The following is a 23,746-nucleotide window of genomic DNA, read 5'->3' on the forward strand; positions in this document are numbered from 1 at the left end:
CTACGTGTGTGAGGTTCGCATGATCGATCCGGTGACGCTCGACGGACAGGCCGCCGTCGGCACCTTCGACCAGAAGCGAGCCGAGAACGCGGTGCGCGAGCTGCTGATCGCCGTTGGCGAGGACCCGGACCGCGAGGGGCTGCTGGAGACCCCGGCCCGGGTCGCGCGGGCCTACAAGGAGATCTTCGCCGGCCTCTGGCAGCAGCCGGAGTCCGTGCTGACCACCACCTTCGACCTGGGCCACGACGAGATGGTGCTGGTCAAGGACATCGAGGTGTTCTCGACCTGCGAGCACCACCTGGTCCCGTTCCAGGGCGTGGCGCACGTCGGCTACATACCCGCGACCAGCGGCAAGATCACCGGCCTGTCCAAGCTGGCCCGGCTGGTCGACGTCTACGCCCGCCGCCCCCAGGTGCAGGAGCGGCTGACCAGCCAGATCGCCGACTCGCTGATGCGGATCCTGGAGCCGCGCGGCGCGATCGTGGTGATCGAGTGCGAGCACATGTGCATGTCGATGCGCGGCATCCGCAAGCCCGGCGCCAAGACCATCACCTCGGCCGTCCGCGGCCAGCTGCGCGACCCCGCGACCCGCGCCGAGGCGATGAGCCTGATCATCGGGCGCTGACCCGGGTCGGCGCCCCTTCCGGCGGCCCCTCGCTGGCCGCCTCGACGCCCGCTCAGGTCCGCGGTTCGCGGTCCTGGGGCGTCGCCAGGTGGTCGCTCATCCATTCCAGCGAGGCGGGCAGCTCCCGGCGCCAGGCATCGAAGTTGTGGCCGCCGTCGGGCAGGAAGAGCGAGTCGACGACGAGTTCGGGGTGCGCGGCGGTGACCGGCGCCACCGAGTTCAGGAACTGCTCGGTGGCCGGGTAGTCCTCCTCCGTCCGGGTGGTGACGATCATCAGGGAGCTCTTCGGGACGGGCAGGTTGTGCAGTCGCCAGCCCAGGTCGTAGCTCTGCGCCAGCTGCTGGTTGCCGCCGAACAGGTCGCCGCTGGCCCACGGGTCGGGCACCACCTGGTAGTCCCCGTGCAGCGAGGCCGCCGCGCCGTAGGCGTCGGGGTCGCGCAGCGCCAGGCGCAGCGCGCAGGCGCCGCCGGTGGAGTAGCCGAACACGCCCCAGGAAGCGGCCGAGCGGCTCACCCGGTAGGCCGAGCGCAGCGCGGCGGGCACGTCCTTCGCGAACCAGGTCTCGCTCTGCGGGCCGCCCGGGACGTCCACGCACTCGGTGTCGCGCGGGGCGGCCACCGCGGGCCGGGCCATGACCACGATGGTGGGTGCCATCCGGCCGGTGCGCTGCAGCTCCCAGGCGGTCTGCGGGGCGTGCAGGTCGCTCAGCAGGGCGAGCGCGGGGGCCGGAAAACCGGCCAGGGAGAGCACGACAGGAAAGCGTTCCCGGGAGTACTTCGGATTGAAGTACTCGGGTGGCAGATAGATGAACATCTGGTCCGACATCCCGGTGGCCTTGCCGGTCACCCGGATGGAATCCACCCGGCCGACCTCCTCCGGTCTGCCCTGCGGCAGGTCGGTGATGGTGGACAACCCGCTCTCCTCGGCCGGCTGCACCAGGGTGCCGGCGTTCGGCGGACCGCCCTTGCCGCCCGGCACCGGGCCGAGCGCCAGCTGGCTGGTGTCGGGCGACAGCAGGTCGTGCCAGGACGTGTAGAAGCCGTAGGTGTCGTTGAAGGTCAGTGCGCAGATGGCCAGCACCGCCACCTGAGTGACCGTCAGTATGCCGAGGCGGCCGAACAGGTGCACCGGCCCGGGCCCGGCGAGCCGGGGCCAGAACCAGAGCACGGCTGCGGTGGTCAGCAGGGCGAACGCCACCACGACGTACACCAGCGTGCTGCTGGTCAGTTCCATCCCAGAGCCTTCCCTGGTGCGCCGGACGGGCTGGCGGGGCGTCAAAGACAGTCCCGGTCAGGCGCCACGGGGTTCAACACGTAGTCGGCGGGTACCGCTGACTCATCATCCGAGACCGATCGGCGGGCAGCCACCGGAGCCGTTCGAGCCCACTGGGGCAACGCCAGGTGAATGGCGGGCGGCACGGGTGCGCCGCCGCCAGCCGGTCGGCTTCACCCACAGGAACCAAGGCTCTAGACTTCGGCGTCGCCACTCGTGCGGGGGGCCAGGACCGGTCCGCCCAGCGGCCGGTCCCACGGGGTGGACCAGCCATTACTCGCTCTTGACGGTCTCATGGTCAAGGTAAGGACATACGTATGAAGGCCCATCACGGCTCATCCTTCTGGGTGACCGGGCAGCTGTGCACACCCTCTAGGCTGAGTTCTCATGAGTGTTCCCGTGTCCACTGAGCAGCCTTCTCAGGCCCCGGAGCAGCCCCGCCGAAAGGGTCTGCAGACGCTGCGCAGCCAGGCGGCCGCGGTACCGCGCGCCTGGCTGCCGGGTGCGGTGGGCTACGCCTGCCTGCTGATCGGGCTGGTGGACATCGCCAGTGCCGTCTTCCCGAAGCTGCGCCGCACCAGGATGCACACCTGGGCCGGTCAGCTGCCGGGAACCACCACCACGCTGGCCACCGCGGGCACCCTGCTGGTCGGCATCCTGCTGGTGCTGCTGGCGCACGCGCTGCGCCGCCGCAAGCAGCGGGCCTGGCGGATGGTCTGCGTGCTGCTGCCGGTCGGCGCCGCGCTGCACGTGCTGCGCTGGCACCAGGTCGGCCCCGCCGTCGTCTCGGTGGTGCTCTTCGCGGTGATGCTGGTGCACCGCCGCGAGTTCTACGCCAAGGCCGACCCGCGCACCCGCTGGCGGGCGCTGCTGAACCTGGTCGTGATGGGCGCGATCAGCCTGGGCCTGGGCCTGCTGATCGTCAGCGCGCACCCGGCCAAGGAGATGGGCCGCCCGAGTCTGGTCGACCGGCTGCACGAGACCGTCTGGGGCCTGTTCGGCCTGGACGGCCCGATCAGCTACCACCCGGACCGGATCGGCGACGTGGTCGGCTACTCGCTGGCCGGCCTCGGCCTGCTGACCGCCTTCTCCACCGCCTACCTGCTGCTGCGCCCGGAGAAGCCGGAGCCGGAGCTGACCGCCGACGAGGAGGTCAAGGTCCGCGCCCTGCTGGAGCGGCACGGCGAGCGCGACTCGCTGGGCTACTTCGCGCTGCGCCGGGACAAGAGCGTGCTCTTCTCGCCGACCGGCAAGGCGGCGATCTCCTACCGGGTGATCTCCGGCGTGATGCTCGCCTCCGGTGACCCGGTGGGCGACGTGGAGGCCTGGCCGGGTGCCATCAAGGTCTTCATGGCGCAGGCCCGTGAGCACGCCTGGGTGCCGGCCGTGGTCGGCTGCAGCGAGGTCGGCGGCGAGGTCTGGACCCGCGAGGCGGGGCTGGACGCGCTGGAGCTGGGCGACGAGGCGATCGTCGACGCGACCACCTTCTCGATGGCCGGCCGCGCGATGCGCAACGTGCGCCAGATGGTCAAGCGGATCGAGCGCAACGGCTACTCCTGCCAGGTGCGCCGGGTCAGTGACCTGACCCGCGAGGAGAAGCTGCGGATCGCCGACGCCGCCGCCCGCTGGCGCGGCACCGACACCGAGCGCGGCTTCTCGATGGCGCTGGGCCGTTTCGGTGACCCCGCCGACGACAACTGCGTGGTGGTCACCGCGCACAAGGCCCCGGAAGAAGGGGAGTCACCGAGCAACACTGGCGGTGACGACCTCAAGGCCGTGCTGCACTTCGTGCCGTGGGGCCCGGACGGCATCTCGCTGGAGCTGATGCGCCGCGACCGGGCGGCGGACCCCGGCCTGAACGAGCTGCTGATCGTGGCGGCGCTGCAGGCGGTGCCCGCGATGGGCATCCGCCGGGTCTCGCTGAACTTCGCGATGTTCCGCTCCGCGCTGGCCCGTGGTGAGCGGATCGGCGCAGGACCGGTGCTGCGTGCCTGGCGCGGGCTGCTGGTCTTCCTCTCGCGCTGGTTCCAGATCGAGTCGCTGTACAAGTTCAACGCCAAGTTCCAGCCGGAGTGGGAGCCGCGGTTCATGGTCTACCCGAACACCCGGGACCTGCCGCGGATCGGCTTCGCGGTGATGCAGGCCGAGGCCTTCATCACGCTGGGCATGCCGAAGTTCGGCCGCAAGCGCCAGCGTCAGGGCCTGATGCCGGTGACCGCGGGCGAGGGCACGTCGATCGCGCCGGCCGCCTAGGCACACTCCTCGGCCCCTCCCCAGCCCCTGCCCGGCCCCGGCCGGCAGGGGCTGGGGCATCTCATGACCCCGCCGGTCAGCGGGCCGATAATGGGCTCATGAACAACCCGCTGCCCGGTTTTCCGCACCTCGAGCGCTGTGCCGTGATGGGCGTCGTCAACGTGACGCCCGACTCCTTCTCGGACGGCGGGCAGTGGCTGGATCCGGACGCCGCGGTGGCGCACGGTCTTGACCTGGTGGCCCGCGGCGCGGACCTGGTGGACGTCGGCGGGGAGTCGACCCGCCCCGGGTCGACGCGGGTCACCGAGGCGGAGGAGCTGCGCCGGGTGCTGCCAGTGGTCCGGCAGCTGGCCGCGGCCGGGGTGCTGGTCTCGGTGGACACCATGCGGGCCGTGGTGGCCGAGCAGGCGCTGGCGGCCGGGGCGGTGCTGGTCAACGACGTCTCCGGCGGGCTGGCCGACCCGGCGATGGCCGCGGTGGTGGCCGAGCACGGGGCGCCGTTCGTGGTGATGCACTGGCGCGGCCAGTCGGCCGACATGGACCGGCTCGCGGTCTACGGCGACGTGGTGGCCGACGTGGTGGCCGAGCTGACGGTGCGGATCGAGGCGCTGCTGGCGGCCGGGGTCAAGGAGGAGCAGCTGATCCTGGATCCCGGGCTCGGCTTCGCCAAGACCAGCGAGCACAACTGGTCGCTGCTGGCGGGTTTGGACGCGCTCACCGCCTTGGGCCGCCCCGTGCTGGTGGCCGCATCCCGCAAGCGCTTCCTGGGTACGCTGCTCGCCGACCCGGAAACCGGGCAGCTGCGCCCGGCTCGGCAGCGCGACGACGCCACCGCGGCGATCTCGGTGCTCTCGGCCCGGGCCGGGGCCTGGGCCGTGCGGGTGCACGACGTGGCGGGCACCGCGGACGCCGTCCGGGTGGTGGCCGCCTGGCGGGCGGCCGCGGCCGGCTGAGCCGGCGGTGGCCGGGCCAGGGGGCCGGGGAGCAGGGGCGGAGCAGCAGCCGGACGGACGAGGACGCGAACGGAAGCGGGTGGTGGCGTGACTGGTGACGGCACGGTGGGCAACGGCATGCTGGGCAACGGCGCGGCGGCCGCTCGGGCCGCCGCCGACCGGGAGGCAGTGCTGGCCGCCAACCAGCGGCTCTACGAGGCGCTGGAGAACGGTGACCTGGAGGCCATCGAGGACGTCTGGCTCTCCGCCGCGGACGCCGACGACAAGTCCGGCGTGGTCTGCGTGCATCCGGGGTGGCCGGTGCTGCGCGGGCGGGCGCAGGTCACCCGGTCGTACCTGCTGATCATGATGAACACCGAGTACATCCAGTTCTTCCTGACCGACGTCGAGTGCGAGGTGCAGGGTGATGTGGCCCTGGTCACCTGCACCGAGAACATCCTGTCCGGCGGCGAGGCCGAGGAGGAGGGCGAGCTGGGACCGCTGGTCGGCGGCAAGGTCGTCTCCAGCAACCTGTTCCGTCGCACCGCCTCCGGCTGGCGTCTCTGGTCGCACCATGGCTCACCCGTGCTGACCAGCGGGGATGACGAGGACGAGGACTGAGTCGCGGTCCGTTGTGGCTGCAAGGGTAGATTCGACGGACGGCGGGCGACCGCGCCTGCCGTTCCAAGATCAGGAGCAGTGATTCAGTTGCTGGACCGCGTCACCCTGCGGGGCCTGCGTGCCCGCGGCCACCACGGCGTCTTCGAGCGTGAGCGGATCGAGGGGCAGACCTTCGTGGTCGACCTGGTCCTCTTCCTCGACACCCGCCCGGCCGCCTCCGGTGACGACCTGACTCGTACGGCCCACTACGGGATCGTCGCCGAGGAGGTCACGGCGATCATCGCCGGTGAACCGGTGGACCTGATCGAGACCCTGGCTCAGCGGATCGCCGACCAGTGCCTCAAGCACGAGGCCGTGGAGGAGGTCGAGGTCACCGTCCACAAGCCGGACGCGCCGATCACCGTGCCGTTCGACGATGTGACCATCACCATCCTCCGGCGCCGCGCATAAGGGTTACGGTGATTCCCGCAGCCGAGCCGCCAGCCGAAGAGGATTACCGATGAGCACCAGCGACCCGACCGCTTCGCCGACCACCTTCAACCTCGAGTACCGGGTGGACAGCGTCGACACCACCCTGCAGAACCCGCGCACCGCGGTGCTGGCCCTCGGGAGCAACCTGGGCAACCGGCTGGAGACCCTGCAGGGGGCCGTGGACGCGCTGGCGGACACGCCGGGCCTGCGGATCACCGCCGTCTCCGCGGTCTTCGAGACCGCCGCGCTGGGCGGACCGGGCGAGCAGCCCAACTACTACAACGCGGTGGTGGTGCTGCGCACCACGCTGCCGCCGTACTCGCTGCTGGAGCGGGCCAACGCGATCGAGGACGCCTTCGGGCGCGAGCGGACCGTGCGCTGGGGCGCCCGCACGCTGGACGTCGACATCATCACCTACGAGGGCATGCTGAGCAGCGACCCGGTGCTGTTGCTGCCGCACCCGCGGGCGCACGAGCGTGTCTTCGTGCTCGCGCCGTGGAGCGACGCGGACCCGGACGGCGAGCTGCCGGACCACGGCAAGGTCGCCGATCTGCTGAGCCGGCTCGGTGGCGAGGGCGCCCAGGGCGTGCACCGTCGCACCGACATCCAGCTGCGCCTGCCGGAGTAGGCCCGTCCCGCACGTGGGGCGGCCGGTGGCCGGCAGGCGGTGGCCCGGGTGCGGGTACGGTGGGTTGGCGCTGCCCGCACCACCCGCCGCCCGGAAGGAACCCCCTCTCCAGTGAAGCCGCTCCGCCTCCGTCTCCTGCTGGGCATCTTCGTGATCGCGACGGCGCTGGCCTGGGCCGGTGCCAAGCTCTGGAACTCGCTGGACACCCTGCCCGGGGTCCCGGCGGCTGCCCCGGTGGTGCTGGCGGTCATCGCGGTGATCCTGCTCGCGACGGCGATCTCGCTGCGTTCCCGGCTGAAGGCGATGCGGGAGCGCACGCCGGGTGCCAAGCGGGTGGACCCGCTGGGTGCGGCCCGGGCGGTGGTGCTCGGGCAGGCCAGCGCGCTGGTCTCGGCGCTGGTCAGCGGCGTCTACGCGGGCCTGGGCATCGTGCTCGTCACGCTGCCCGACTTCAACGCCCACCGGGGCGCGGCGATCACGGCGGGCCTGGCGGTGGTCGCCGGGGCCGGTGTGGTGGCGGCGGCGCTCTGGCTCCAGCACATCTGCAAGCTGCCCGAGGACGGCGGCGGCCACAACGGCAAGGGCGCTGCCCCCTCCGCGCGGTGACGGTCCGTCAGGTCGTGCCGGGCGGCGGGCGGACCTCGCGGCGGACCGGCCGGGATGTGTGCTCAGGCTGACAGTGCCGCTATTCGCACGCTAGTTTCTTGCTCATGTCTCGCGGACGCCACCGACACTCCTCTCTGCTCAACCGCGCGCTCCCGTTCGCCGCGGCCGCCGTCCTCACCCTGGCCGCCCTCGCCGCCCTGCTCGCCAGCGCGGACGGCGTGGTGGTGCGCTCGGTCGGTGTCGCGGCGGTGCTCGCGGTGCTCGGCCTGGCCATGGTGCTGCGCCAGCGCGATCGCGCGGCGCGGGCGGCGGCGGACACCGCCGCGGTGCGCCGGGTGCGCGACGAGGAGCGGTACGAGGAGCAGTTGGCCGAGGCCGAGTACGCCGCCGAGGTCGCCGAGGAGCGGGCCAGCCGGCTCGGGCGGCGGCTGACGGCGGAGAAGTCGCGACTGGCGAAGGCGGAGACCGAGATCGCCCGGCTGCTGCGCGAGCGGGCGGTGCAGGCGGCCGCGCAGGCGCTCAAGGAGGCCGAGGCCGCGCAGCAGGCGGTCGAGGCGGCCCGCCCGCTGCACCCGGTGACGCCGGTGGCCTACCTGCGGGCGGCCAACGCGCTGCGCTTCCTGGAGCGGCGGGCGGAGCGGGCCGCGCGGGCCACCGCCGAGGCGGAGCTGACGGCCCGTCGGCAGGCGTCGGCCTCGGCCGCCGCGGTGGTCGCCACCCAGCCCGTGGCCCGGCTGCTCGCCCGGCCCGCCGCGCAGCCTGCTGCCGCGCAGTCACCTGCCGTCCGGCCTCCCGCTGTCGAGCCTGCGCCCGTCCGGCCCGCCGATGGGAGCGCTGCCGATGGACCGGCGGACGGCCCCGCTGCCGGTGCCCGGCCCGCGGCGCTGCCCGAGGCGCGCACCGCCTACCTGCCCGCCGGCCCGGCCCCGACGGTGCCGGCCGGGCGGATCGGCCGGCTGACGCCGCCCGAGGAGCACCAGGAGCGGCCCGCCGTGGCCGCCTCGCCGGTGCGCCCCGCGCTGCCGGCCATGGCGGCCGAGGCGGGCACGGCCGCGGCCATGGTCCCGGTGGAGCGCCAGCGACCGCGCCCGCAGCAGGGCGGGGCCCGGGGCGCGGGCTTCAGCTTCTTCGACCGCGGTGCCGCGGTGCGGGCCGCCGCGCCGGCGCCCACGGTCGGCTCGGTCGCCGAGCTGGGGGAGCGCTCCGAGCTGGTCGAGCGCGCCGCGCCCGCCGCCGCGCCGGTGACGGTGGGCCGTCCGGTGCCGGAGCAGGACCTGGCGGACGTGCTCGGCGACGAGGTGGTGGCCGAGCACGAGCGCCGGCCCGAGGTGGTCGACCTGTCGCCCGACGACGAGACCGAGCTGCTCGACCTGCCGGAGCTGCGCGCCAACCAGGGCTAGGCCCTGGGACTCGCCCTCGGGCCGGTCGCCGGCCGTCCGCCGAAACATGAGCCCGGCTCGAAGGGAGCCGGGCTCAGCTGTCTGCGGGGCGGGTCAGACGTTCACGCCGAAGTCCTGGGCGATCCCGACCAGGCCGGAGGCGTAGCCCTGGCCGACCGCGCGGAACTTCCACTCGCCGGCGTTGCGGTAGAGCTCGCCGAAGATCATCGCGGTCTCGGTGGCGGCGTCCTCGGAGAGGTCGTAGCGGGCGATCTCGGCGCCGCCGTGCGCGTTGAGCACCCGGATGTAGGCGTTGCGCACCTGGCCGAAGCTCTGCGCCCGGGCCAGCCCGTCGTAGATGGTCACCGGGAAGACGATCCGCTCGGCCTGCGCGGGCAGACCGTCCAGGTGGACGTTGATCGCCTCGTCGTCCCCCTCGCCGTCGCCGGTGCGGTTGTCGCCGGTGTGCACCACGGTGTCGTCGGGGGTGCGCAGGTTGTTGAAGAAGACGAAGTGGCCGTTGGAGAGCGCCTTGCCGCTCGCGTCCAGCACGATCGCGCTGGCGTCCAGGTCGAATTCGGCGCCGGTGGTGGTCCGGGCGTCCCAGCCCAGACCCACGGTCACCGCGGCCAGCCCGGGGGCCTCCTTGGTCAGCGAGACGTTGCCGCCCTTGGTCAGGCTCACAGCCATGATCGTTTCCGGTCCCTTCGTCGACGTGCCGTCCCCTGGGCAACGTCGGCGGTGGGCGCGGTGGTTCCCTCCGGCCTGGTCAGACCCGGGGGAAGCGCGCCAGGACGGTCCAGATGTGCGGGTTGTCGGCCAGCTCCGGGTGCAGGTCCACCAGGTCGGCCAGCACGTCCTGCAGGAAGTCCCGGGCCTCGCGGCGCAGCGTGGCGTGCCGCACCACCACCGGCTCCTCGTCCAGCCAGGTGGCCCAGACCTCGACCAGGCCGAACCGGCGGGCGAACTGCAGCAGTTCGGTGTTCTGGGTGAAGTCCAGGTCGGCCCGCTGGATGGTGGCCGCCCGGCTGCCGCGCGGGTCCTCGTCCAGCCGCTCGACGATGTCGCACAGCGCCCAGGCGAAGTCCAGCACCGGCACCCATCCCCAGGCTGTGGACAACTCCTGCTCGTCGTCCGCGAGGTAGACGTCGCCGCAGAACAGGTCGTGGCGCAGCGACCGCACGTCCGCGGTGCGGTAGTCGGTCTGCGGGGGGTCGGGGAACCGGACGGAGAGGGAGTAGCCGAGCTCGATCACGCGCTCATTGTCGCGGCCCGCGGCCCTGCGCGATAACCGGGTGACGGCGGCGGGGCGCGGCGGGGATGATGGACGCATGCCCGAGCCCATACGCGTGCGGGGCTCGGTGGTGGTTCCGGAGGCCGAGCTCCAGTGGCGGTTCTCCCGCTCCAGCGGCCCCGGTGGCCAGCACGTCAACACCTCCGACACCCAGGTCGAGCTGCGCTACGACCTGGTCGCCTCGGCCGCGCTGCCCGAGGTCTGGAAGCAGCGCGCCCTGGAGCGCCTGGCCGCCCGCCTGGTGGACGGCCGGGTGCTGGTGGTGCGCGCCAGCGAGCACCGCTCGCAGTGGCGCAACCGCGAGATCGCCGCCGCCCGGCTCTCCTCGCTGCTCGGCGAGGCGACCGCGCCGCCGCCCAAGGCCCGCCGGGCCACCAAGCCGAGCCGGGGCATGGTGGAGCGGCGGCTGGAGAACAAGCGGCGCCGCTCCGAGGTCAAGCGCGGGCGCGGCCCGCTGCGGGGCGACTGACGCCTCAGGCCAGGTGCCGGTAGCCGGACCGGAAGTAGAGCAGCGGCCGCCCGTCCGGTGCGGGCACCCGCGCCTCCAGCACCCGCCCGACCAGCAGCGTGTGGTCGCCTGCGGCTATCCGCTGCTCGGTGCGGCACTCCACGGTCGCCAGCGCCCCGGTCACCAGCGGTGCGCCGCTGGCCGGGCCGCGTTCGTGCGGGGTGTCGGCGAAGAGCAGCCGGTCGCTCAGCCGGCCCTTCATGGCGAACCGCGAGGCCAGCGTCCGGTGCTGCTCGCCGAGCAGCGAGACCGCCCACAGGTCGATCCGGGAGAGCAGCTCGTCCATCCGGGAGTCCTCGCGCACCGAGATCAGCACCAGCGGCGGCTCCAGCGACACCGACAGGAACGAGGTCGCGGTCATCCCGGCGTCCTCGCCCGGCCCCTGGTCGGTCGCGCCGGACTCGCCCGCGTCGTGGACGGTCACCAGCGCGACGCCGGCGGCGAGCTGGGACAGGGCGGCCCGGAACTCGTCCGGCGTGGCGAGGGAGGCAGCGGCGGGCTGCGGCGACATGGACACGTACCGCACGGTAGCCGTCGCACGGGGTCCGTGGCATCAGGCGGTGGTCCTAGGCCCTGGGAACGGGATGCGGCCCCGGCGGTCGGCCGTCTGGCGGCGGGGGGTTCACCCTGGTCGGGACCGTTCTCACCCGCAGCGGTGAACTCCTGCGGCGAAGCGGCGGGCGGCGGCTACAGAATCGGCCGCACCCGACCGAACCCGAGGATGGCCATCGCAACATCGTGTCCGGGCATGACCGGGATGAACCGGGTTTGCCTGTCTATGCGTTGTGTGATTTGAGTCACAAGTGACGACCTATTGCTGACCGAGCGTGCCGATCGCTGTGCTCGCTGTGATTCAGTTCTTCTGGCAATCGGACGATAACCATCAAGACCTATCCGAAGAAGCCGGGGAGCCCCCGCATGGAAGCCGAGTCGGAGCCGTACGTCCGCCTCGCGACCCTCCGCACCTTGCACCGGGTCGTGGCGGACCTCAATGCTGCCCGCAGCCTGGCGGGCACCCTGCAGGCCGTGGTCGAGGGCTCGGTCCACGGCCTGGGCTTCGACGCGGCCGCGCTGAGCCTGGTGCGCCCGGACGGCGACCTGGTGGTGGCGGCCGTCTGGGAGTACGAGGACCGCGACTACGGCGGCCCCGCGGTGCTGCTCGGCCAGGTCGGCTCGCGCGAGTCCTGGGACCGGCTGCTGGCCGTCAGCGACCACTGGGGCACCCTGCGGTTCCTGCCGCACGACCGGGGCTGGGCGGTGGGCACCGACATCCCGCGCTGGACCGGCGACGGCCCGCTGCCCGTCTACGCCAACGACTGGCACCCCGAGGACGGGCTGCTGGCCCCGATGTACAGCGCCGGCGGCGAGCTGCTCGGCGTGCTGAGCGTGGACCGCCCGCGCAGCGGCAAGCGCCCGGGCGCCTGGACCCGCGAGGCGCTGGAGATGTTCTCCCTGCAGGCCTCCATCGCCATCGGCAACGCCCGGCTACGCGCGGAGATGCAGCGCGCGCTCGCCCGGCTGGAGAAGGAGCAGCAGGCGCTGCGGGCCAGCGAGGAGAGCTTCCGGCAGGCCTTCGAGTACGCGCCCAGCGGGATGGCCATCACCGAGCTGCACGGCGCCGGGCGCGGCCAGCTCACCCGGGTCAACGACGCGCTCTGCCGGCTGCTCGGGCGCCCGCGCGCGGCGCTGCGCCAGCAGAGCTTCCTGGACCTGGTGCACCCCGAGGACCGCGGCCTGCTGGAGCGCACCAGCGCCGAGAGCGGCCGGGCCGAGCTGCGGCTGGCCCGGCGCGACGGCGGCTACCAGTGGGTCTGCCTGCGCAACTCGATCGTCGCCGACCCCGCCGAGGGCCCCAGCTTCCTGCTCACCCACGTGGAGGACATCGAGGACCGCAAGCGCCACGAGCTCCAGCTCGCCCACCGGGCCAGCCACGACGCGCTCACCGGTCTGCCGAACGGGTCCGAGCTGCGGGCCCGCCTCGCCCGCCGGCTCTGTTCGATGCCGCAGGGCCCGGGCGGCGCCGCCGAGCACGGCGCTGTGGAGCAGGTGCCCTGCGCGCTGGAGGGAGCGGCCACCGCAGCGGTCTCCGCGGGCGCCTACGGGCCGCACAGCCCGCGCTGCGGGCAGGAGAGCCTGGAGCCCGCCGCGGGGCCGCTGGAGGGCGGCTGGAGCGTTCCGCCGCGCGGCGGAACGCTGGTGCACGGCTACTCGGAGCGCCCGGGCGCGCCCGAGCGCTCCGGTTACGGCGCCCCGGCCCCGGACCACGTGCACGCGGTGGTGCCCACCGGCGTCGGCTCCGAGAGTCCGCCGGAACCCTGGCACGGCCGCTCGCGCGGCACCGCGGCGCCCGCGCAGAAGGGGCTCGCGGTGCTCTTCTGCGACCTGGACGGTTTCAAGTCGGTCAACGACCGCTTCGGCCACAACGCCGGGGACGCGGTGCTGGTCGAGGTGGCCAGGCGGCTGCAGCAGGCGGTCCGCGAGGGGGACACGGTGGCCCGCCTCGGCGGCGACGAGTTCGTGGTGCTGGCCGACGGCATCGGCGGCGAGGAGGCCAGCGACCTGGCCGTGCGGCTGCGCAACGCGGTCATCCCGCCGATGCGGATAGCCGGCCGGGTGGTCCGGGTCGGGGTCAGCATGGGGATCGGCTGGGCGGGCTGCGGGATGAGCATCGAAGAGGTGCTGCACGCGGCCGACAAGCGGATGTACGACGAGAAGCGGGCCCGTGGCGGGGCGGTGCGCGGCGCGCGGGGCGAACGCTCCCACCGCCGCGCGGTCTGACGCCGGCTCGGCCGGCGCGGGTGCGCCGGGCCGGGGTCGGGCACGGCTCGCCCGTTGACCGGCTTTCTCTTCGCTCATGCCAGGCGGGTAGGGTGCCCTGGGTACGGGTCCGGACACGGCACAGGGGAGTTGACCACCGCGATGACAGTCGATGGCAGCCAGGGACCCGAGGGCGCAGAGCAGCCGGCTGCTGCGGACGACCCGTTCGCGTACCTCTACCGTCCCGAGGGCGGCGAGGGCGAGAGCGCGCCGGAGCGGGCGCCGGGCGTGCCGCGCACGCCGTACACCCGCCCGATGGAGGTCGGCCGGGCCCAGTACGGCCCGCCCGCCTCCTACCCGCCGCCGGGCGGCGCCCCGTATCAGCAGCAGCACCAGCAGCAGGGCGGCTACCCGCCGCAGTACCAGCAGCAGCGCCCCTACGGGCCGGGTCCCGAGGCGACCACGCAGCTGCCGAACCAGCAGCCCCGCTACGCCGAGCGCTCGCGCCCGCAGCCCGGTGACGAGGCCCCGCGCCGGCGCAGCCGGGGCCCGGTGATCGCGGTGGTCGCCGTGGTCGCGGCGATAGCGATCGGCTCGGGCATCGCGCTGTCCGGCAACGACGGCAAGAGCACCAAGGACAACGCGGCGCCGGCCCCGGCCCCTTCGGCCGGCCACTCCTCGGGCGGGCCCTCGTCCCCGGCCGGCGGCTCCTCGGCCTCGCCCTCCGCCTCCGCCTCGCCCTCCGGCTCGCCCTCGGCCTCGGCGAGCGTCGGCAGCGGGACCACCTTCCTGGACGCCTCCACGGCGCAGGGCGCCGGCACGGCGAACACCGTCAAGGGCGCGGTCTCCTCCGACGGCTCCTACCTGACGCTCCAGCAGGGCACCACGGCGACCTGGACGGTCAACGTGGCGACCGCCGGCCAGTACACCTTCTGGCTGCACTACAACAACAGCGGCGGCTCCACGGTGCACGTGGCGATCGGCGTCAACGGCCAGGACCACGCGGGCGGCACGAACTTCAAGAGCTGGCCCGGCAGCAACGGCGACGCCTCGCGCTCCTGGTCCTACACCTACATATACGCGGACCTGCAGGCCGGGACGAACACCTTCACGGTCGCCCCGGCCGGCGGCCCGGTCCTGCTGGACCAGGCCGCGATCACCGCGGGGAACGGCAGCGGCAGCTACCCGGCCGCGCCCGGGGCGGCCTCGCCCTCCGCCTCCTGACGCGCCGACGGCAGCACCGGGCCCTGCTCGGGGACACCTGAGCGGGGCCCGGCCGTGTGCGGCCCGCCGCCCGGCAGCGAGGCGACCACCAGGGCCAGGTGCGCGACCACGCCGGCCATCGCCTCGCGGCCGCGCGCGAGGTAGCCGCGCGGGTCCACCCCGTCCGGCTTCGCGGCCAGTGCGGCGCGCACCGCCGGGGTGAAGGCGGAGTTCAGCGCCGTCCCGATGTTGATCTTCACCAGGCCCGCCGCCACCGCCGCCGCCAGTTCCGCGTCCGGCACCCCGGAACTGCCGTGCAGCACCAGCGGGACGGGCACCGCGGCGGCGAGCCGGGCGATCAGCTCGTGGTCCAGCGAGGCGGTCCGGCTGGTCATCGCGTGCGAGCTGCCGACCGCGACGGCCAGCGCGTCCACCCCGGTGGCCTCGACGAAGGCGGCGGCCTCCGCGGGATCGGTGCGTGCGCCGGGGGCGTGCGCGGGCAGCGGCGGGGCGCCGTCCTTGCCGCCGACCCGGCCCAGCTCGGCCTCCAGGTGCAGGCCGTGCCAGTGCGCGAAGTCGGCCGCCTCGGCGGTGGCCTGGAGGTTGTCGGCGTGGTCCAGGTGCGAGGCGTCGAACATCACCGAGGAGAAGCCGGCCCCGGGCGCGGCCCGCAGCAGCTCGACGTCCTCCACATGGTCCAGGTGCAGCGCGGTGGGCACCCGGGCGGCCTCGGCCACCTCGGCGCAGGCCCGGGCCAGCGGCAGCAGCCGCCCGCCGTGGTAGGCCACCGCGTTCTGGCTGATCTGCAGGATCACGGGGGTGCCCGCGAGTTCGGCGCCGGCGGTGATCGCCTCCGCGTGCTCCAGGGTGATCACGTTGAAGGCGGGCAGGCCGCGGCGGGCCTCCACGGCCTCGGCGAGCAGGTCGGCGGTACGGGCCAGTGGCATGGGTGTCCCCTCGGGAAGGTGGGTGCGGGCGACCCGGTCGTTGACCAGCGCCACCGCTCACCTCCCGAGAGGAGAAGCTGAGGAGGACTCAGCTTCCGGTCGAGAAGCGCTCGGCGCCCTTGATCCATTCGCCGCGGCGGACCACGGCGACCAGGTCGTACGTGTCGGAGTCGAGGATGGCGAGGTCGGCCCGGTGGCCGACGGTCAGCGAGCCGACCGTGTCCGCGAGCCCGAGCAGGGCCGCGGGCGTGGTCGAGATCGACTGCACGGTCTGGGTCAGGCTCAGCTTGTTGACGGTCACCGAGCGCTTGAAGGCGACGTCCAGGGTCAGCGTGGAGCCGGCGATCGAGCCGCCCTCCACCAGCCGCGCGACGCCCTGCTCCACCCGGACCTGCAGCGGGCCCAGCGGGTAGAGGCCGTCGCCCATGCCGGCCGCGCCCATCGCGTCGGTGATCAGCGCGACCCGGGCGGCGCCGGCGGTGCCGTACGCGAGGTCCAGCACCGAGGGGTGCAGGTGGGTGCCGTCGTTGATCAGCTCGACGGTGACCCGCTCGTCCTCCAGCAGCGCGACGATCGGTCCGGGCGCGCGGTGCTGGATACCCGGCATCGCGTTGAACAGGTGGGTGGCGACGGTGGCGCCGGCCTCGATCGCCTCCAGGGTCCCGGCGTAGTCGGAGTCGGTGTGGCCGACGGCCGCGATCACCCCGAGGTCGGCCAGCAGGCGCACCGACTCCAGGCCGCCGGGCAGTTCGGGGGCGAGCGTGACCATCTTCGCGGTGCCGCGGGCGGCGTCGACCAGCTTGCGCACCAGCGCCGGGTCCGGGTCGCGCAGCAGGTCGGGGCGGTGCGCGCCGCAGCGCCCCGGCGAGATGAACGGGCCCTCGAAGTGGACGCCGGCCAGCACGCCCTCCTCGACCAGCTCGGACAGCACGGCGGCCTGCCGGCAGACCTCGTCGATCTCCCCGGTGACGGTGGAGGCGACCGTGGTGGTGGTGCCGTGTTCGAGGTGGGTGCGGGCGGCGGTCAGTGCCTCCTCGGCGATGCCGGCCGCGTACGAGGCGCCGCCGCCGCCGTGCACGTGCAGGTCCACGAAGCCGGGAACCACCGTGTAGCCGCTCAGGTCCAGATCGCCCGGGGCGCGCTCGCCGCCGATCTCCGCGATGGTGGTGCCCGAGAAGGCCAGCCGGCCGTCCTCGACGACGCCGGTGGGCAGTACCAGCCGGGCCCCGGCCAGTGCGGTTTGCTCCGCGGTCACGCGGTCACCTCCAACGAGAGCAGGTCCCAGGCAAGCAGCCCGGCACCCAGGGATGCGGCAGTGTCCTTGAGCATGGCCGGTACGACCTTCGGGGGCATCTGGAAGGTCAGCCGCTCGGCAACCGCCGCGTGCAGGGGAGTGAAGAGCGTGTCACCGGCCTCGGCGAGGCCGCCGCCGACGATCACCGTGGCGGGGTCGAGCAGGCTCTGGGCCAGCACGATGCCGTCCGCCAGGCTGTCCACCGCGTTCTGCCAGACCGCCACCGCCCGCGGGTCGCCGGCCTCGACGGCCAGCGCGCAGGCGGCCGCGTCGGCCGTCGGGTCGCCGGACGCCTCGGCCCAGGCCCGGGAGACCGCCGAGGCCGAGGCCAGCGTCTCCAGGCAGCCGCGGGCGCCGCAGCCGCACGCGGGGCCGCCGGGGCGGACCACCACGTGACCGATCTCGCCGCCGTAGCCGTGCGCGCCGGACTCGATGCGTCCGTCGATCCCGATCGCGCCGGCGATGCCGGTGCCCAGCGCGATGAACAGGAACCGCTCCACCCCGCGACCGGCGCCGAGCCGGCCCTCGGCCAGCCCGCCGGAGCGGACGTCGTGGCCGAGGGCGACCGGCAGACCGCCGAGCCGCTCGCCGAGCAGCTTGCGCATCGGCAGGTCGCGCCAGCCGAGGTTGGCGGAGAAGACCGCGATCCCGTTCTTCTCGTCGATCGTCCCCGGCACCGCGACGCCGGCGGCCAGGGGGGCCTCGCCGAAGCGGCGGCGGCCCTCCTCACCGAGGTCGGCGGCGAAGTCGAGGATGGCGGTGACCACGGCGTCCGTGCCGTGCTCCCGCCCGGTCGGTCGGCGTGCTTCGAACAGCACGGAGCCGTCCTGGGCGAGCAGCGCGGCCTTCATGCCGGTGCCGCCTACATCGAGTGCGATGACGTGCTTCACGGGGGACAGTTTCCCTTGACCGAGGAGGAGAGGTCTAGTCCAGTGGTCGGGTTTGTCTGAACCGGGCGAGGTGACCTTGGTCGCTCAGCAGCCCCCTGCCGCGGGGGAGAGGGACCGGATCAGAGCTGCACCGACCTGGTCAGTGCCCGCGGGTTGTCCGGGTCGAGCCCGCGCGCGGTGGCCAGGGCCACGGCCAGCCGCTGGGCCCGGACCAGGTCGGCCATCGGGTCAAGACCGCCGGCGCCGGAGCCGGCCACCAGCAGGCCGCCGGTGGCGGCGATGTCGCCGGCCAGCCCCTCGGGCAGCTCGCCGAACATCCAGGCGGCGCGCCCGGGGCCGGTGATCGCGATCGGGCCGTGCCGGTACTCCATCGCGGGGTAGGCCTCGGTCCAGAAGCAGGCCGCCTCGCGCATCTTGAGCCCGGCCTCCAGGGCCAGGCCGTTGGTCCAGCCGGCGCCCAGGAAGGTGACCTGATCAATCGTCAGCAGGTCGTCGGGCAGCGGCTCTTCGAGTGCCCGCTCGGCGTCCTCGGCGGCCTTGGCGACGCTTCCGGGCCCCTCGCCGCCGGCGCCGTCGCCCGCCAGGTGGGCGCGCAGCAGTGCCAGCGCACTGGTGGCGAAGCGGGTCTGCACCACCGAGCGCTCGTCGGCGAAGTCGAGCACCACCACCTGGTCGGCGGCGGTCATCACCGGGGTGTGCGGGTCGGCGGTCAGCGCGGTGGTCGCGGTGCGCCCGCGCAGGGCCCCCAGCAGGGTGAGCACCTCGGTCGTGGTGCCCGAGCGGGTGATCGCCACCACCCGGTCGTAGTCCCGGGCGCCGGGGAACTCGGAGGCGGCGAAGGCGTCGGTCTCGCCCTGCCCGGCGGCCTCGCGCAGCGCCGCGTAGGACTGCGCCATGAACCAGGAGGTTCCGCAGCCGACCACGGCGATCCGCTCGCCGCGCCGGGGCAGTGCCGCCGCCGACGTCCCGGCCAGTGCCGCCGCCCGGCGCCAGCAGTCCGGCTGGGTGGCCAGCTCCTCGGCGGTGAGTGAGCTGTCGATGGCTGTCATGCCTACGGCTCCCTTCTGCTCACGCGTCTGCGTGAAACTGATTGATTTATAGCTGTTTCGCGCAGGATCGCGCAAGACCTTGGAGCGGGTACGAAATGCGGCCCAGCATGTGACCGGTGCTGTGCGACGCTGTCCACGAAGGCGGTGGGCGGGGTCGGAGTACGTACTCATGCGGTCGGCAGGGAAGGTGTGGCGTGTCCAGATACGAGCGGTGGAACGGTCTTCTTGAACTCCTTGCCGAACACGGCAAGTTGGAGGTCGAGGAGGCGGCGGCGGCGCTGGGCGTGTCGGCTGCCACGATCCGCCGCGACCTCGACCAGCTGGCCCGCCAGCAGATGGTCACCCGCACCCGCGGCGGCGCGGTGGCGCACAACGTCTCCTACGATCTGCCGCTGCGCTACAAGACCGCCCGCAACGCCGGGGCCAAGCAGCGGATCGGCCAGGCGGTCGCCGCGCTGATCGCGCCGGGCGAGGTGGTCGGGCTCAACGGCGGCACCACCACCACCGAGGTGGCCCGCGCGCTCGCGGTCCGCCCGGAGCTGACCGAGGGCGCCGAGGCTGGGCACGCGCTGACCGTGGTGACCAACGCGCTCAACATCGCCAACGAGCTGACCGTGCGCCCGGCTGTCAAGATCGTGGTGACCGGCGGGGTGGCCCGCCCGCAGTCCTACGAGCTGATCGGACCGCTGGCCAGTACCGTGCTCGCCGAACTGACTCTGGACGTCACGGTGTTGGGCGTGGACGCGCTGGACGTCGAGGTCGGCGCGAGTGCGCACCACGAGGGCGAGGCCAGCGTCAACCGGCTGCTGACCGAGCGGGCCCGGCGGGTGGTGGTGGCGGCCGACTCCTCCAAGCTGGGCCGGCGCGCCTTCGCGCGGATCTGCGGGCTTGAGACGATCGACACGTTGGTGACCGACGAGGCGGCCGGGGCGGACCTCGTCACCGCCTTCCGCGAGGCGGGCGTTCGTGTGCTGACGGTCTGATCGGCGCCGGTTGCAGGATGTGCAATGCGGGCGATCACTTAGGTAACGTTCCTCGCCCAGGGGCCTCTGGTGTGGACCACAAGGGTCGGAATTTGACACCCTTTCGCCCACCTCTGTCCCCGGGAGGTCCCACCCCTGTGCTCGAAGGCGGTCCCCGTTGAAGTCCCGACTTTTCGCCGTGCTGTCCGCCGGCACCCTGCTGACCTGCGGGCTGACCGGCTGCAGCTTCCTCGGCCTGGGCGGCGGTGGCACCGTCACCCTCAAGCTGGTGGCCGCCGACTACGGGACCACTCCGGACACCAGCTCGCAGAAGTACTGGAACCACCTGGCCAAGCAGTTCGAGGCGGCCAACCCCAAGATCAAGGTGGACGTCCAGGTCTTCAGCTGGAGCGACATCGACGCCAAGGTGGCCGACATGGTCAAGGCCGGCAACTCGCCGGACCTGGTGCAGACCGGCGGCTTCGCCGACAAGGTCGCCGCCGGCCAGCTCTACCCGGCCAGCGACGTGCTCTCGATCGACACCCAGACCAACTTCCTGGACAGTTTCAACCGCGCCGGCAACGTGCTCGGGACCCAGTACGGCATACCCTTCGCCGCCTCCTCGCGGACCTTCTTCTACAACAAGGCGATCTTCCGCCAGGCCGGGATCACCCAGCCGCCCGCCACCTGGGACGACCTGAAGAACGACGCCGCGCTGATCAAGGCCAAGGTCCCCGGGGTCACCCCGTACGCGCTGCCGCTCGGCCCCGAGGAGGCCCAGGCCGAGACCTCGATGTGGACGATGAGCGGTGGCAGCGGCATCACCGACGCCGCCGGCGTCTACTCCCTGGACAGCGCGCAGAACGTCGACACCTTCAACTGGCTCAAGCAGAACCTGGTCGACGCCCACCTGACCTATCCGGACCCGGGCAAGGTGAACCGCCAGAACGCCTTCACCGACTTCGCCAACGGCAAGGTGGCGATGCTCAACGGGCACCCGACCCTGCTCCAGCAGGCCCACCAGGGCAACATCGACTTCGGCACCGCGCCGATCCCGGTCAAGAACACGCAGATCAAGCCGGTCTCGCTCGGGGTCGCCGACTGGATGATGGCCTACAGCGCCAACGGCCACCGCAACGAGATCCGCACCTTCCTGAGCTTCGCGTTCAACAAGGACAACACCACCAAGTTCGACCAGGAGTACAACCTGCTCCCGGTCACCCAGGACGGCCTGGCGGCGATGACCGCGAACGGGCAGAACGCCGAGCTCAAGCCGTTCCTGGACGCGCTGCCGAACGCCTCCTTCTACCCGTTCGGCGACCCGGCCTGGGACACCGTCAGCGGCCGGATCAAGACCGAGATCGGCACGGCGGTGCAGGGCGACCCGAAGCCGGTCCTCAGCGATCTGCAGAACTACGCCGTGGACCAGGCCAAGAGCAAGCGCCCGCAGTAGCGGCTCGCGCGCACAATGGCCCCATGACCGAGTTGACCGAACGGGAGCTGGCCGTGCTCGCCCTGGAGGCGGCCGGCTGGCGGACCCAGGGCGCCAAGGAGCAGGCCGTGCGGGAGCGCCTGGGCATCTCCGCCACCCGGTACTACCAGCTGCTGAACGGCCTGCTGGACCGCCCGGAGGCGCTGGCGCACAGCCCGGTGCTGGTCAACCGGCTGCGCCGGGTCCGCGCCGCCCGTCGCGCCGAGCGTTAGCCCGCGGCGGCCCTGGGTAGGTTGGCCGTCATGGGTATCGCGCTGGAACCAAGGACCGCCGAGGGACGCGAGGGGCTGGCCGCGCTGCTGGCCGATCCGGCGCGGGCGCTGGTCGCCGTGGACTTCGACGGCACCCTGTCCCCGATCGTCGCCGATCCCGAGCAGGCCTGGGCGCACCCCGGCGCCGCCGCCGCGCTGGCCGCGCTGGCGCCGCTGGTCGGCACCGTGGCCGTGGTGACCGGGCGTCCGGTGCTCAGCGCGGTGCGGCTGGGCGGCTTCGACCGGCAGCCGGGGCTCGAACCCCTGGTGGTGCTCGGCCACTACGGCGCCGAGCGCTGGGCGGGCGGCACCCTGACGGCCCCGCCGCCGCACCCGGGGGTGGCCGCCGTACGGGCCGAACTGCCTGCGCTGCTGGCCGCGGTGGGCGCGCCGGAGGGCACCGGCACCGAGGACAAGGAGCGCTCGGTCGCGGTGCACACCCGCCGCACCGCCGACCCCGCCGCCGCCTTCGAGCTGCTGCGCGAGCCGCTGGCCGCGCTGGCGGCGGCGCACGGCCTGACCGTCGAACCGGGCCGCCTGGTCCTGGAGTTGCGTCCGCCGGGGGTGGACAAGGGAGCCGCGCTGAGCGGCCTGGTGAGCGAGCGGGGCGCCCGGTCGGTGCTCTACGCCGGCGACGACCTGGGTGATCTGGCCGCCTTCGCGGCGGTGCGCCGACTGCGTGCGGCGGGCGGGGGCGGCCTGCTGGTGGCCAGCGGACCGGTGACCGGCGAGCCGCCGGTGCGCGAGATCGCCGAGCAGGCGGACCTGCTGGTGGCGGGGCCGGCCGGCGTGGTGGAGCTGCTGGAGCGGCTGGGTCAGTCGCTCAGTTCGGCCAGCTGAGCCAGGAACCACTGCTGCGGCGGCAGCGCGGTGGCCGCCGCGGCCAGCCGTCCGGTGCGCTCGGCCCGCTCGGCCGCCGGCATGCTCAACGCCCGGTGCAGCGCCTCGGCGGTGCCGACCACGTCGTAGGGGTTGATGCTCAGCGCGTCCGCGCCCAGCTCGGCGTGGGCACCGGCCTCGCGGGAGAGCACCAGCGCGCAGCCCGCGTCGGAGACCACCGGGACCTCCTTGGCGACCAGGTTCATGCCGTCCCTGATCGGGTTGACCAGCGCCACGTCCGCCATCCGGTAGGCCGCCAGCGAGCGCGCGAAGTCGTCCTCGACCTGGAGTATCAGCGGTTGCCAGGAGTCGGTGGCGAACTCCTCGGTGATCTCCTGGCTGAGCCGCTGCACGGCCGCGGTGTAGTCGCGGTACTCGGCCAGGTCCTGCCGGGAGGGGTAGGCGAAGGCGATGTGCACCACCTGCTCGCGCCACTCGGGGCGGCTGCGCAGCAGGTGCCGGTAGGCCTGCAGGCCGCGCACGATGTTCTTGCTCAGCTCGGTCCGGTCCACCCGCACGATGGTCCGCCGCCCGCCCACCGCCTCGCGCAGCGCGGCCAGCCGCTCGTCCACGTCCGGCCGGTGGGCGCGCTCGCGCAGGAAGTCGGCGTCGGCGCCCAGCGCGTGCACCCCGAGCCTGGTGGTGCGGCCCTGGTGGCTGACCGAGAGGTCGGACCGGGGGCCCGCCCCAGAAATGATCTTCGCGTCCAGGAGCTGCTCGCAGCAGTCCGCGAAGGCCTCGGCCCAGCGGCGGGTGTGGAAGCCGGCCCGGTCGGCGCCCAGCACCCCGGTCAGCACGGCGCGGGCCAGCTCGTCCGGCAGCATGCGGAAGTAGTCCGCCGGGGCCCACGGGATGTGCAGGAAGTAGCTGATCCGCAGGTCGGGACGGAGCTCGCGGAGCAGCGCCGGCACCAGGGTCAGGTGGTAGTCCTGCACGAGCACGGCGGCGCCCGGGGCGGCCTCGGCGGCCAGCGCCTCGGCGAAGGCCGCGTTGTAGGCCTCGAAAGCCGTCCACCGGGCGGCGGCGTCGGCGTCGAAGACGGGTGCGGTGGGCGTGTTGTAGAGCAGGTGGTGCAGGAACCAGAGGGTCGAGTTGGCCACCCCGTTGTAGGCCTGGTCGAAGACCTCGGGGGCGATGTCCAGCATCCGGACGGCCTGTCCGCCGACATCGAAGCCGCCCTGGTCGAGCCGCCCCTGCGGCGAGCGCCGGGCCGCCGTGCGGTCCGCCTCGCCGAGTGCCGCGCAGACCCAGACCGTGCCCGGGTCGTCGATCGCGGAGAGCCCCGAGACCAGTCCGCCGCCGCCGCGCCGCAGCGTCAGCGTGCCGTCCGGGCCGCTGCTGAAGGAGACCGGACCCCGGTTGGATGCCACCAGGATGCGTGCGGGCGTGTGATCGGACATATCTTCAACCTTGCCGGGGGCGTGCGGACGCA

The 23,746-nt window shown here is 73.5% G+C and carries 24 protein-coding genes; 15 read left to right on the forward strand and 9 right to left on the reverse strand.

Going from position 1 to position 23,746, the window contains the following annotated elements:
- Positions 1-19 precede the first annotated feature (19 nt).
- Positions 20-625 (forward strand): GTP cyclohydrolase I FolE, encoded by a 606-nt coding sequence (folE, locus tag OG294_RS22440; protein ID WP_327068318.1) that lies wholly within the window; start codon positions 20-22, stop codon positions 623-625.
- Positions 626-677: 52 nt separating this feature from the next.
- Here the strand turns inward: folE and OG294_RS22445 are convergent, their stop codons facing one another.
- Entirely contained in the window at positions 678-1,859 is a 1,182-nt protein-coding gene (locus OG294_RS22445) for an alpha/beta hydrolase (protein ID WP_327068319.1), read from the reverse strand.
- A 426-nt stretch (positions 1,860-2,285) separates the two neighbouring features.
- Between OG294_RS22445 and OG294_RS22450 the strand changes: the two genes are divergently transcribed.
- From OG294_RS22450 to OG294_RS22480, 7 genes are all read left to right on the forward strand, one after another.
- Positions 2,286-4,151 carry a phosphatidylglycerol lysyltransferase domain-containing protein gene (locus tag OG294_RS22450; RefSeq protein WP_327068320.1) on the forward strand — a complete coding sequence of 622 codons (1,866 nt, stop codon included), beginning with the start codon at positions 2,286-2,288 and terminating at the stop codon, positions 4,149-4,151.
- A 98-nt stretch (positions 4,152-4,249) separates the two neighbouring features.
- Positions 4,250-5,104, forward strand: a complete 855-nt coding sequence (gene folP, locus OG294_RS22455) for a dihydropteroate synthase (protein ID WP_327068321.1) — start codon at positions 4,250-4,252, stop codon at positions 5,102-5,104.
- A 117-nt stretch (positions 5,105-5,221) separates the two neighbouring features.
- On the forward strand, positions 5,222-5,704 hold the full coding sequence (locus OG294_RS22460; protein ID WP_327071624.1) for a nuclear transport factor 2 family protein: 483 nt from the start codon (positions 5,222-5,224) through the stop codon (positions 5,702-5,704).
- 90 nt (positions 5,705-5,794) lie between these two features.
- Complete coding sequence (folB, locus tag OG294_RS22465; protein ID WP_327071625.1) at positions 5,795-6,154, forward strand: dihydroneopterin aldolase; 360 nt, start codon at positions 5,795-5,797, stop codon at positions 6,152-6,154.
- 49 nt (positions 6,155-6,203) lie between these two features.
- A complete protein-coding gene (gene folK / locus OG294_RS22470) occupies positions 6,204-6,803 on the forward strand; it encodes a 2-amino-4-hydroxy-6-hydroxymethyldihydropteridine diphosphokinase (protein WP_327068322.1) in 600 nt (199 codons plus the stop codon).
- Positions 6,804-6,914: 111 nt separating this feature from the next.
- On the forward strand, positions 6,915-7,409 hold the full coding sequence (locus tag OG294_RS22475; protein WP_327068323.1) for a DUF3180 domain-containing protein: 495 nt from the start codon (positions 6,915-6,917) through the stop codon (positions 7,407-7,409).
- Between the two features lie 104 nt (positions 7,410-7,513).
- Entirely contained in the window at positions 7,514-8,809 is a 1,296-nt protein-coding gene (locus OG294_RS22480) for a hypothetical protein (protein ID WP_327068324.1), read from the forward strand.
- Between the two features lie 93 nt (positions 8,810-8,902).
- On the opposite strand, the gene OG294_RS22485 is transcribed toward OG294_RS22480, so the two are convergent.
- Both OG294_RS22485 and OG294_RS22490 read right to left on the reverse strand, forming a co-directional pair.
- A complete protein-coding gene (locus OG294_RS22485; protein ID WP_327068325.1) occupies positions 8,903-9,478 on the reverse strand; it encodes a TerD family protein in 576 nt (191 codons plus the stop codon).
- Positions 9,479-9,557: 79 nt separating this feature from the next.
- Complete coding sequence (locus OG294_RS22490; protein WP_327068326.1) at positions 9,558-10,043, reverse strand: hypothetical protein; 486 nt, start codon at positions 10,041-10,043, stop codon at positions 9,558-9,560.
- A gap of 76 nt (positions 10,044-10,119) precedes the next feature.
- On the opposite strand from OG294_RS22490, the gene arfB reads away from it, so the two are divergent.
- Positions 10,120-10,551, forward strand: coding sequence for an alternative ribosome rescue aminoacyl-tRNA hydrolase ArfB (arfB, locus tag OG294_RS22495; protein ID WP_327068327.1), 432 nt, complete (start codon positions 10,120-10,122; stop codon positions 10,549-10,551).
- A 4-nt stretch (positions 10,552-10,555) separates the two neighbouring features.
- Here the strand turns inward: arfB and OG294_RS22500 are convergent, their stop codons facing one another.
- Positions 10,556-11,101: a flavin reductase family protein gene (locus OG294_RS22500; protein ID WP_327071626.1), complete on the reverse strand. Its 546-nt coding sequence runs from the start codon at positions 11,099-11,101 to the stop codon at positions 10,556-10,558.
- A gap of 407 nt (positions 11,102-11,508) precedes the next feature.
- On the opposite strand from OG294_RS22500, the gene OG294_RS22505 reads away from it, so the two are divergent.
- Both OG294_RS22505 and OG294_RS22510 read left to right on the forward strand, forming a co-directional pair.
- Positions 11,509-13,368 (forward strand): GGDEF domain-containing protein, encoded by a 1,860-nt coding sequence (locus OG294_RS22505; protein ID WP_327068328.1) that lies wholly within the window; start codon positions 11,509-11,511, stop codon positions 13,366-13,368.
- 141 nt (positions 13,369-13,509) lie between these two features.
- Positions 13,510-14,571 carry a hypothetical protein gene (locus tag OG294_RS22510; protein WP_327068329.1) on the forward strand — a complete coding sequence of 354 codons (1,062 nt, stop codon included), beginning with the start codon at positions 13,510-13,512 and terminating at the stop codon, positions 14,569-14,571.
- Here OG294_RS22510 and OG294_RS22515 read toward each other — a convergent pair.
- The 4 genes from OG294_RS22515 to OG294_RS22530 all read right to left on the reverse strand — a co-directional run bounded on the left by OG294_RS22515 (position 14,529) and on the right by OG294_RS22530 (position 18,730).
- The gene (locus OG294_RS22515; RefSeq protein ID WP_327071627.1) at positions 14,529-15,497 is read right to left on the reverse strand and encodes a class II fructose-bisphosphate aldolase; all 969 of its coding nucleotides are present in this window, start codon (positions 15,495-15,497) and stop codon (positions 14,529-14,531) included. The two genes, OG294_RS22510 and OG294_RS22515, sit on opposite strands and share 43 nt — an antisense overlap.
- 88 nt (positions 15,498-15,585) lie before the next feature.
- Positions 15,586-16,752 (reverse strand): N-acetylglucosamine-6-phosphate deacetylase, encoded by a 1,167-nt coding sequence (gene nagA / locus OG294_RS22520; RefSeq protein ID WP_327068330.1) that lies wholly within the window; start codon positions 16,750-16,752, stop codon positions 15,586-15,588.
- Entirely contained in the window at positions 16,749-17,681 is a 933-nt protein-coding gene (locus OG294_RS22525; protein ID WP_327068331.1) for an ROK family protein, read from the reverse strand. The genes nagA and OG294_RS22525 overlap by 4 nt, the downstream gene beginning before the upstream one ends.
- 119 nt (positions 17,682-17,800) lie before the next feature.
- Complete coding sequence (locus OG294_RS22530; protein ID WP_327068332.1) at positions 17,801-18,730, reverse strand: SIS domain-containing protein; 930 nt, start codon at positions 18,728-18,730, stop codon at positions 17,801-17,803.
- Positions 18,731-18,924: 194 nt separating this feature from the next.
- Between OG294_RS22530 and OG294_RS22535 the strand changes: the two genes are divergently transcribed.
- The 4 genes from OG294_RS22535 to otsB all read left to right on the forward strand — a co-directional run bounded on the left by OG294_RS22535 (position 18,925) and on the right by otsB (position 22,275).
- Positions 18,925-19,713 (forward strand): DeoR/GlpR family DNA-binding transcription regulator, encoded by a 789-nt coding sequence (locus OG294_RS22535; protein WP_327068333.1) that lies wholly within the window; start codon positions 18,925-18,927, stop codon positions 19,711-19,713.
- Between the two features lie 157 nt (positions 19,714-19,870).
- Positions 19,871-21,145, forward strand: a complete 1,275-nt coding sequence (locus OG294_RS22540; RefSeq protein ID WP_327068334.1) for an extracellular solute-binding protein — start codon at positions 19,871-19,873, stop codon at positions 21,143-21,145.
- 23 nt (positions 21,146-21,168) lie between these two features.
- Positions 21,169-21,396 carry a DUF3263 domain-containing protein gene (locus OG294_RS22545; RefSeq protein WP_327068335.1) on the forward strand — a complete coding sequence of 76 codons (228 nt, stop codon included), beginning with the start codon at positions 21,169-21,171 and terminating at the stop codon, positions 21,394-21,396.
- A 30-nt stretch (positions 21,397-21,426) separates the two neighbouring features.
- Entirely contained in the window at positions 21,427-22,275 is an 849-nt protein-coding gene (gene otsB / locus OG294_RS22550; protein ID WP_327068336.1) for a trehalose-phosphatase, read from the forward strand.
- Here otsB and OG294_RS22555 read toward each other — a convergent pair.
- The gene (locus OG294_RS22555) at positions 22,251-23,714 is read right to left on the reverse strand and encodes an alpha,alpha-trehalose-phosphate synthase (UDP-forming) (protein WP_327068337.1); all 1,464 of its coding nucleotides are present in this window, start codon (positions 23,712-23,714) and stop codon (positions 22,251-22,253) included. The two genes, otsB and OG294_RS22555, sit on opposite strands and share 25 nt — an antisense overlap.
- Positions 23,715-23,746 lie beyond the last annotated feature (32 nt).

The organism is Kitasatospora sp. NBC_01302, assembly GCF_035976515.1.
Classification (GTDB): Bacteria; Actinomycetota; Actinomycetes; order Streptomycetales; family Streptomycetaceae; genus Kitasatospora.

Excerpts from the sequence above, each read along its gene's own strand:
- folE (WP_327068318.1), top strand. The coding sequence starts at position 20 with ATGATCGATCCGGTGACGCTCGACGGACAGGCCGCCGTCGGCACCTTC.
- OG294_RS22445 (WP_327068319.1), bottom strand. The coding sequence starts at position 1,859 with ATGGAACTGACCAGCAGCACGCTGGTGTACGTCGTGGTGGCGTTCGCC.
- OG294_RS22450 (WP_327068320.1), top strand. The coding sequence starts at position 2,286 with ATGAGTGTTCCCGTGTCCACTGAGCAGCCTTCTCAGGCCCCGGAGCAG.
- folP (WP_327068321.1), top strand. The coding sequence starts at position 4,250 with ATGAACAACCCGCTGCCCGGTTTTCCGCACCTCGAGCGCTGTGCCGTG.
- OG294_RS22460 (WP_327071624.1), top strand. The coding sequence starts at position 5,222 with ATGCTGGGCAACGGCGCGGCGGCCGCTCGGGCCGCCGCCGACCGGGAG.
- folK (WP_327068322.1), top strand. The coding sequence starts at position 6,204 with ATGAGCACCAGCGACCCGACCGCTTCGCCGACCACCTTCAACCTCGAG.
- OG294_RS22480 (WP_327068324.1), top strand. The coding sequence starts at position 7,514 with ATGTCTCGCGGACGCCACCGACACTCCTCTCTGCTCAACCGCGCGCTC.
- OG294_RS22485 (WP_327068325.1), bottom strand. The coding sequence starts at position 9,478 with ATGGCTGTGAGCCTGACCAAGGGCGGCAACGTCTCGCTGACCAAGGAG.
- arfB (WP_327068327.1), top strand. The coding sequence starts at position 10,120 with ATGCCCGAGCCCATACGCGTGCGGGGCTCGGTGGTGGTTCCGGAGGCC.
- OG294_RS22500 (WP_327071626.1), bottom strand. The coding sequence starts at position 11,101 with ATGTCGCCGCAGCCCGCCGCTGCCTCCCTCGCCACGCCGGACGAGTTC.
- OG294_RS22505 (WP_327068328.1), top strand. The coding sequence starts at position 11,509 with ATGGAAGCCGAGTCGGAGCCGTACGTCCGCCTCGCGACCCTCCGCACC.
- OG294_RS22510 (WP_327068329.1), top strand. The coding sequence starts at position 13,510 with ATGACAGTCGATGGCAGCCAGGGACCCGAGGGCGCAGAGCAGCCGGCT.
- OG294_RS22515 (WP_327071627.1), bottom strand. The coding sequence starts at position 15,497 with ATGCCACTGGCCCGTACCGCCGACCTGCTCGCCGAGGCCGTGGAGGCC.
- OG294_RS22530 (WP_327068332.1), bottom strand. The coding sequence starts at position 18,730 with ATGACAGCCATCGACAGCTCACTCACCGCCGAGGAGCTGGCCACCCAG.
- OG294_RS22545 (WP_327068335.1), top strand. The coding sequence starts at position 21,169 with ATGACCGAGTTGACCGAACGGGAGCTGGCCGTGCTCGCCCTGGAGGCG.
- otsB (WP_327068336.1), top strand. The coding sequence starts at position 21,427 with ATGGGTATCGCGCTGGAACCAAGGACCGCCGAGGGACGCGAGGGGCTG.
- OG294_RS22555 (WP_327068337.1), bottom strand. The coding sequence starts at position 23,714 with ATGTCCGATCACACGCCCGCACGCATCCTGGTGGCATCCAACCGGGGT.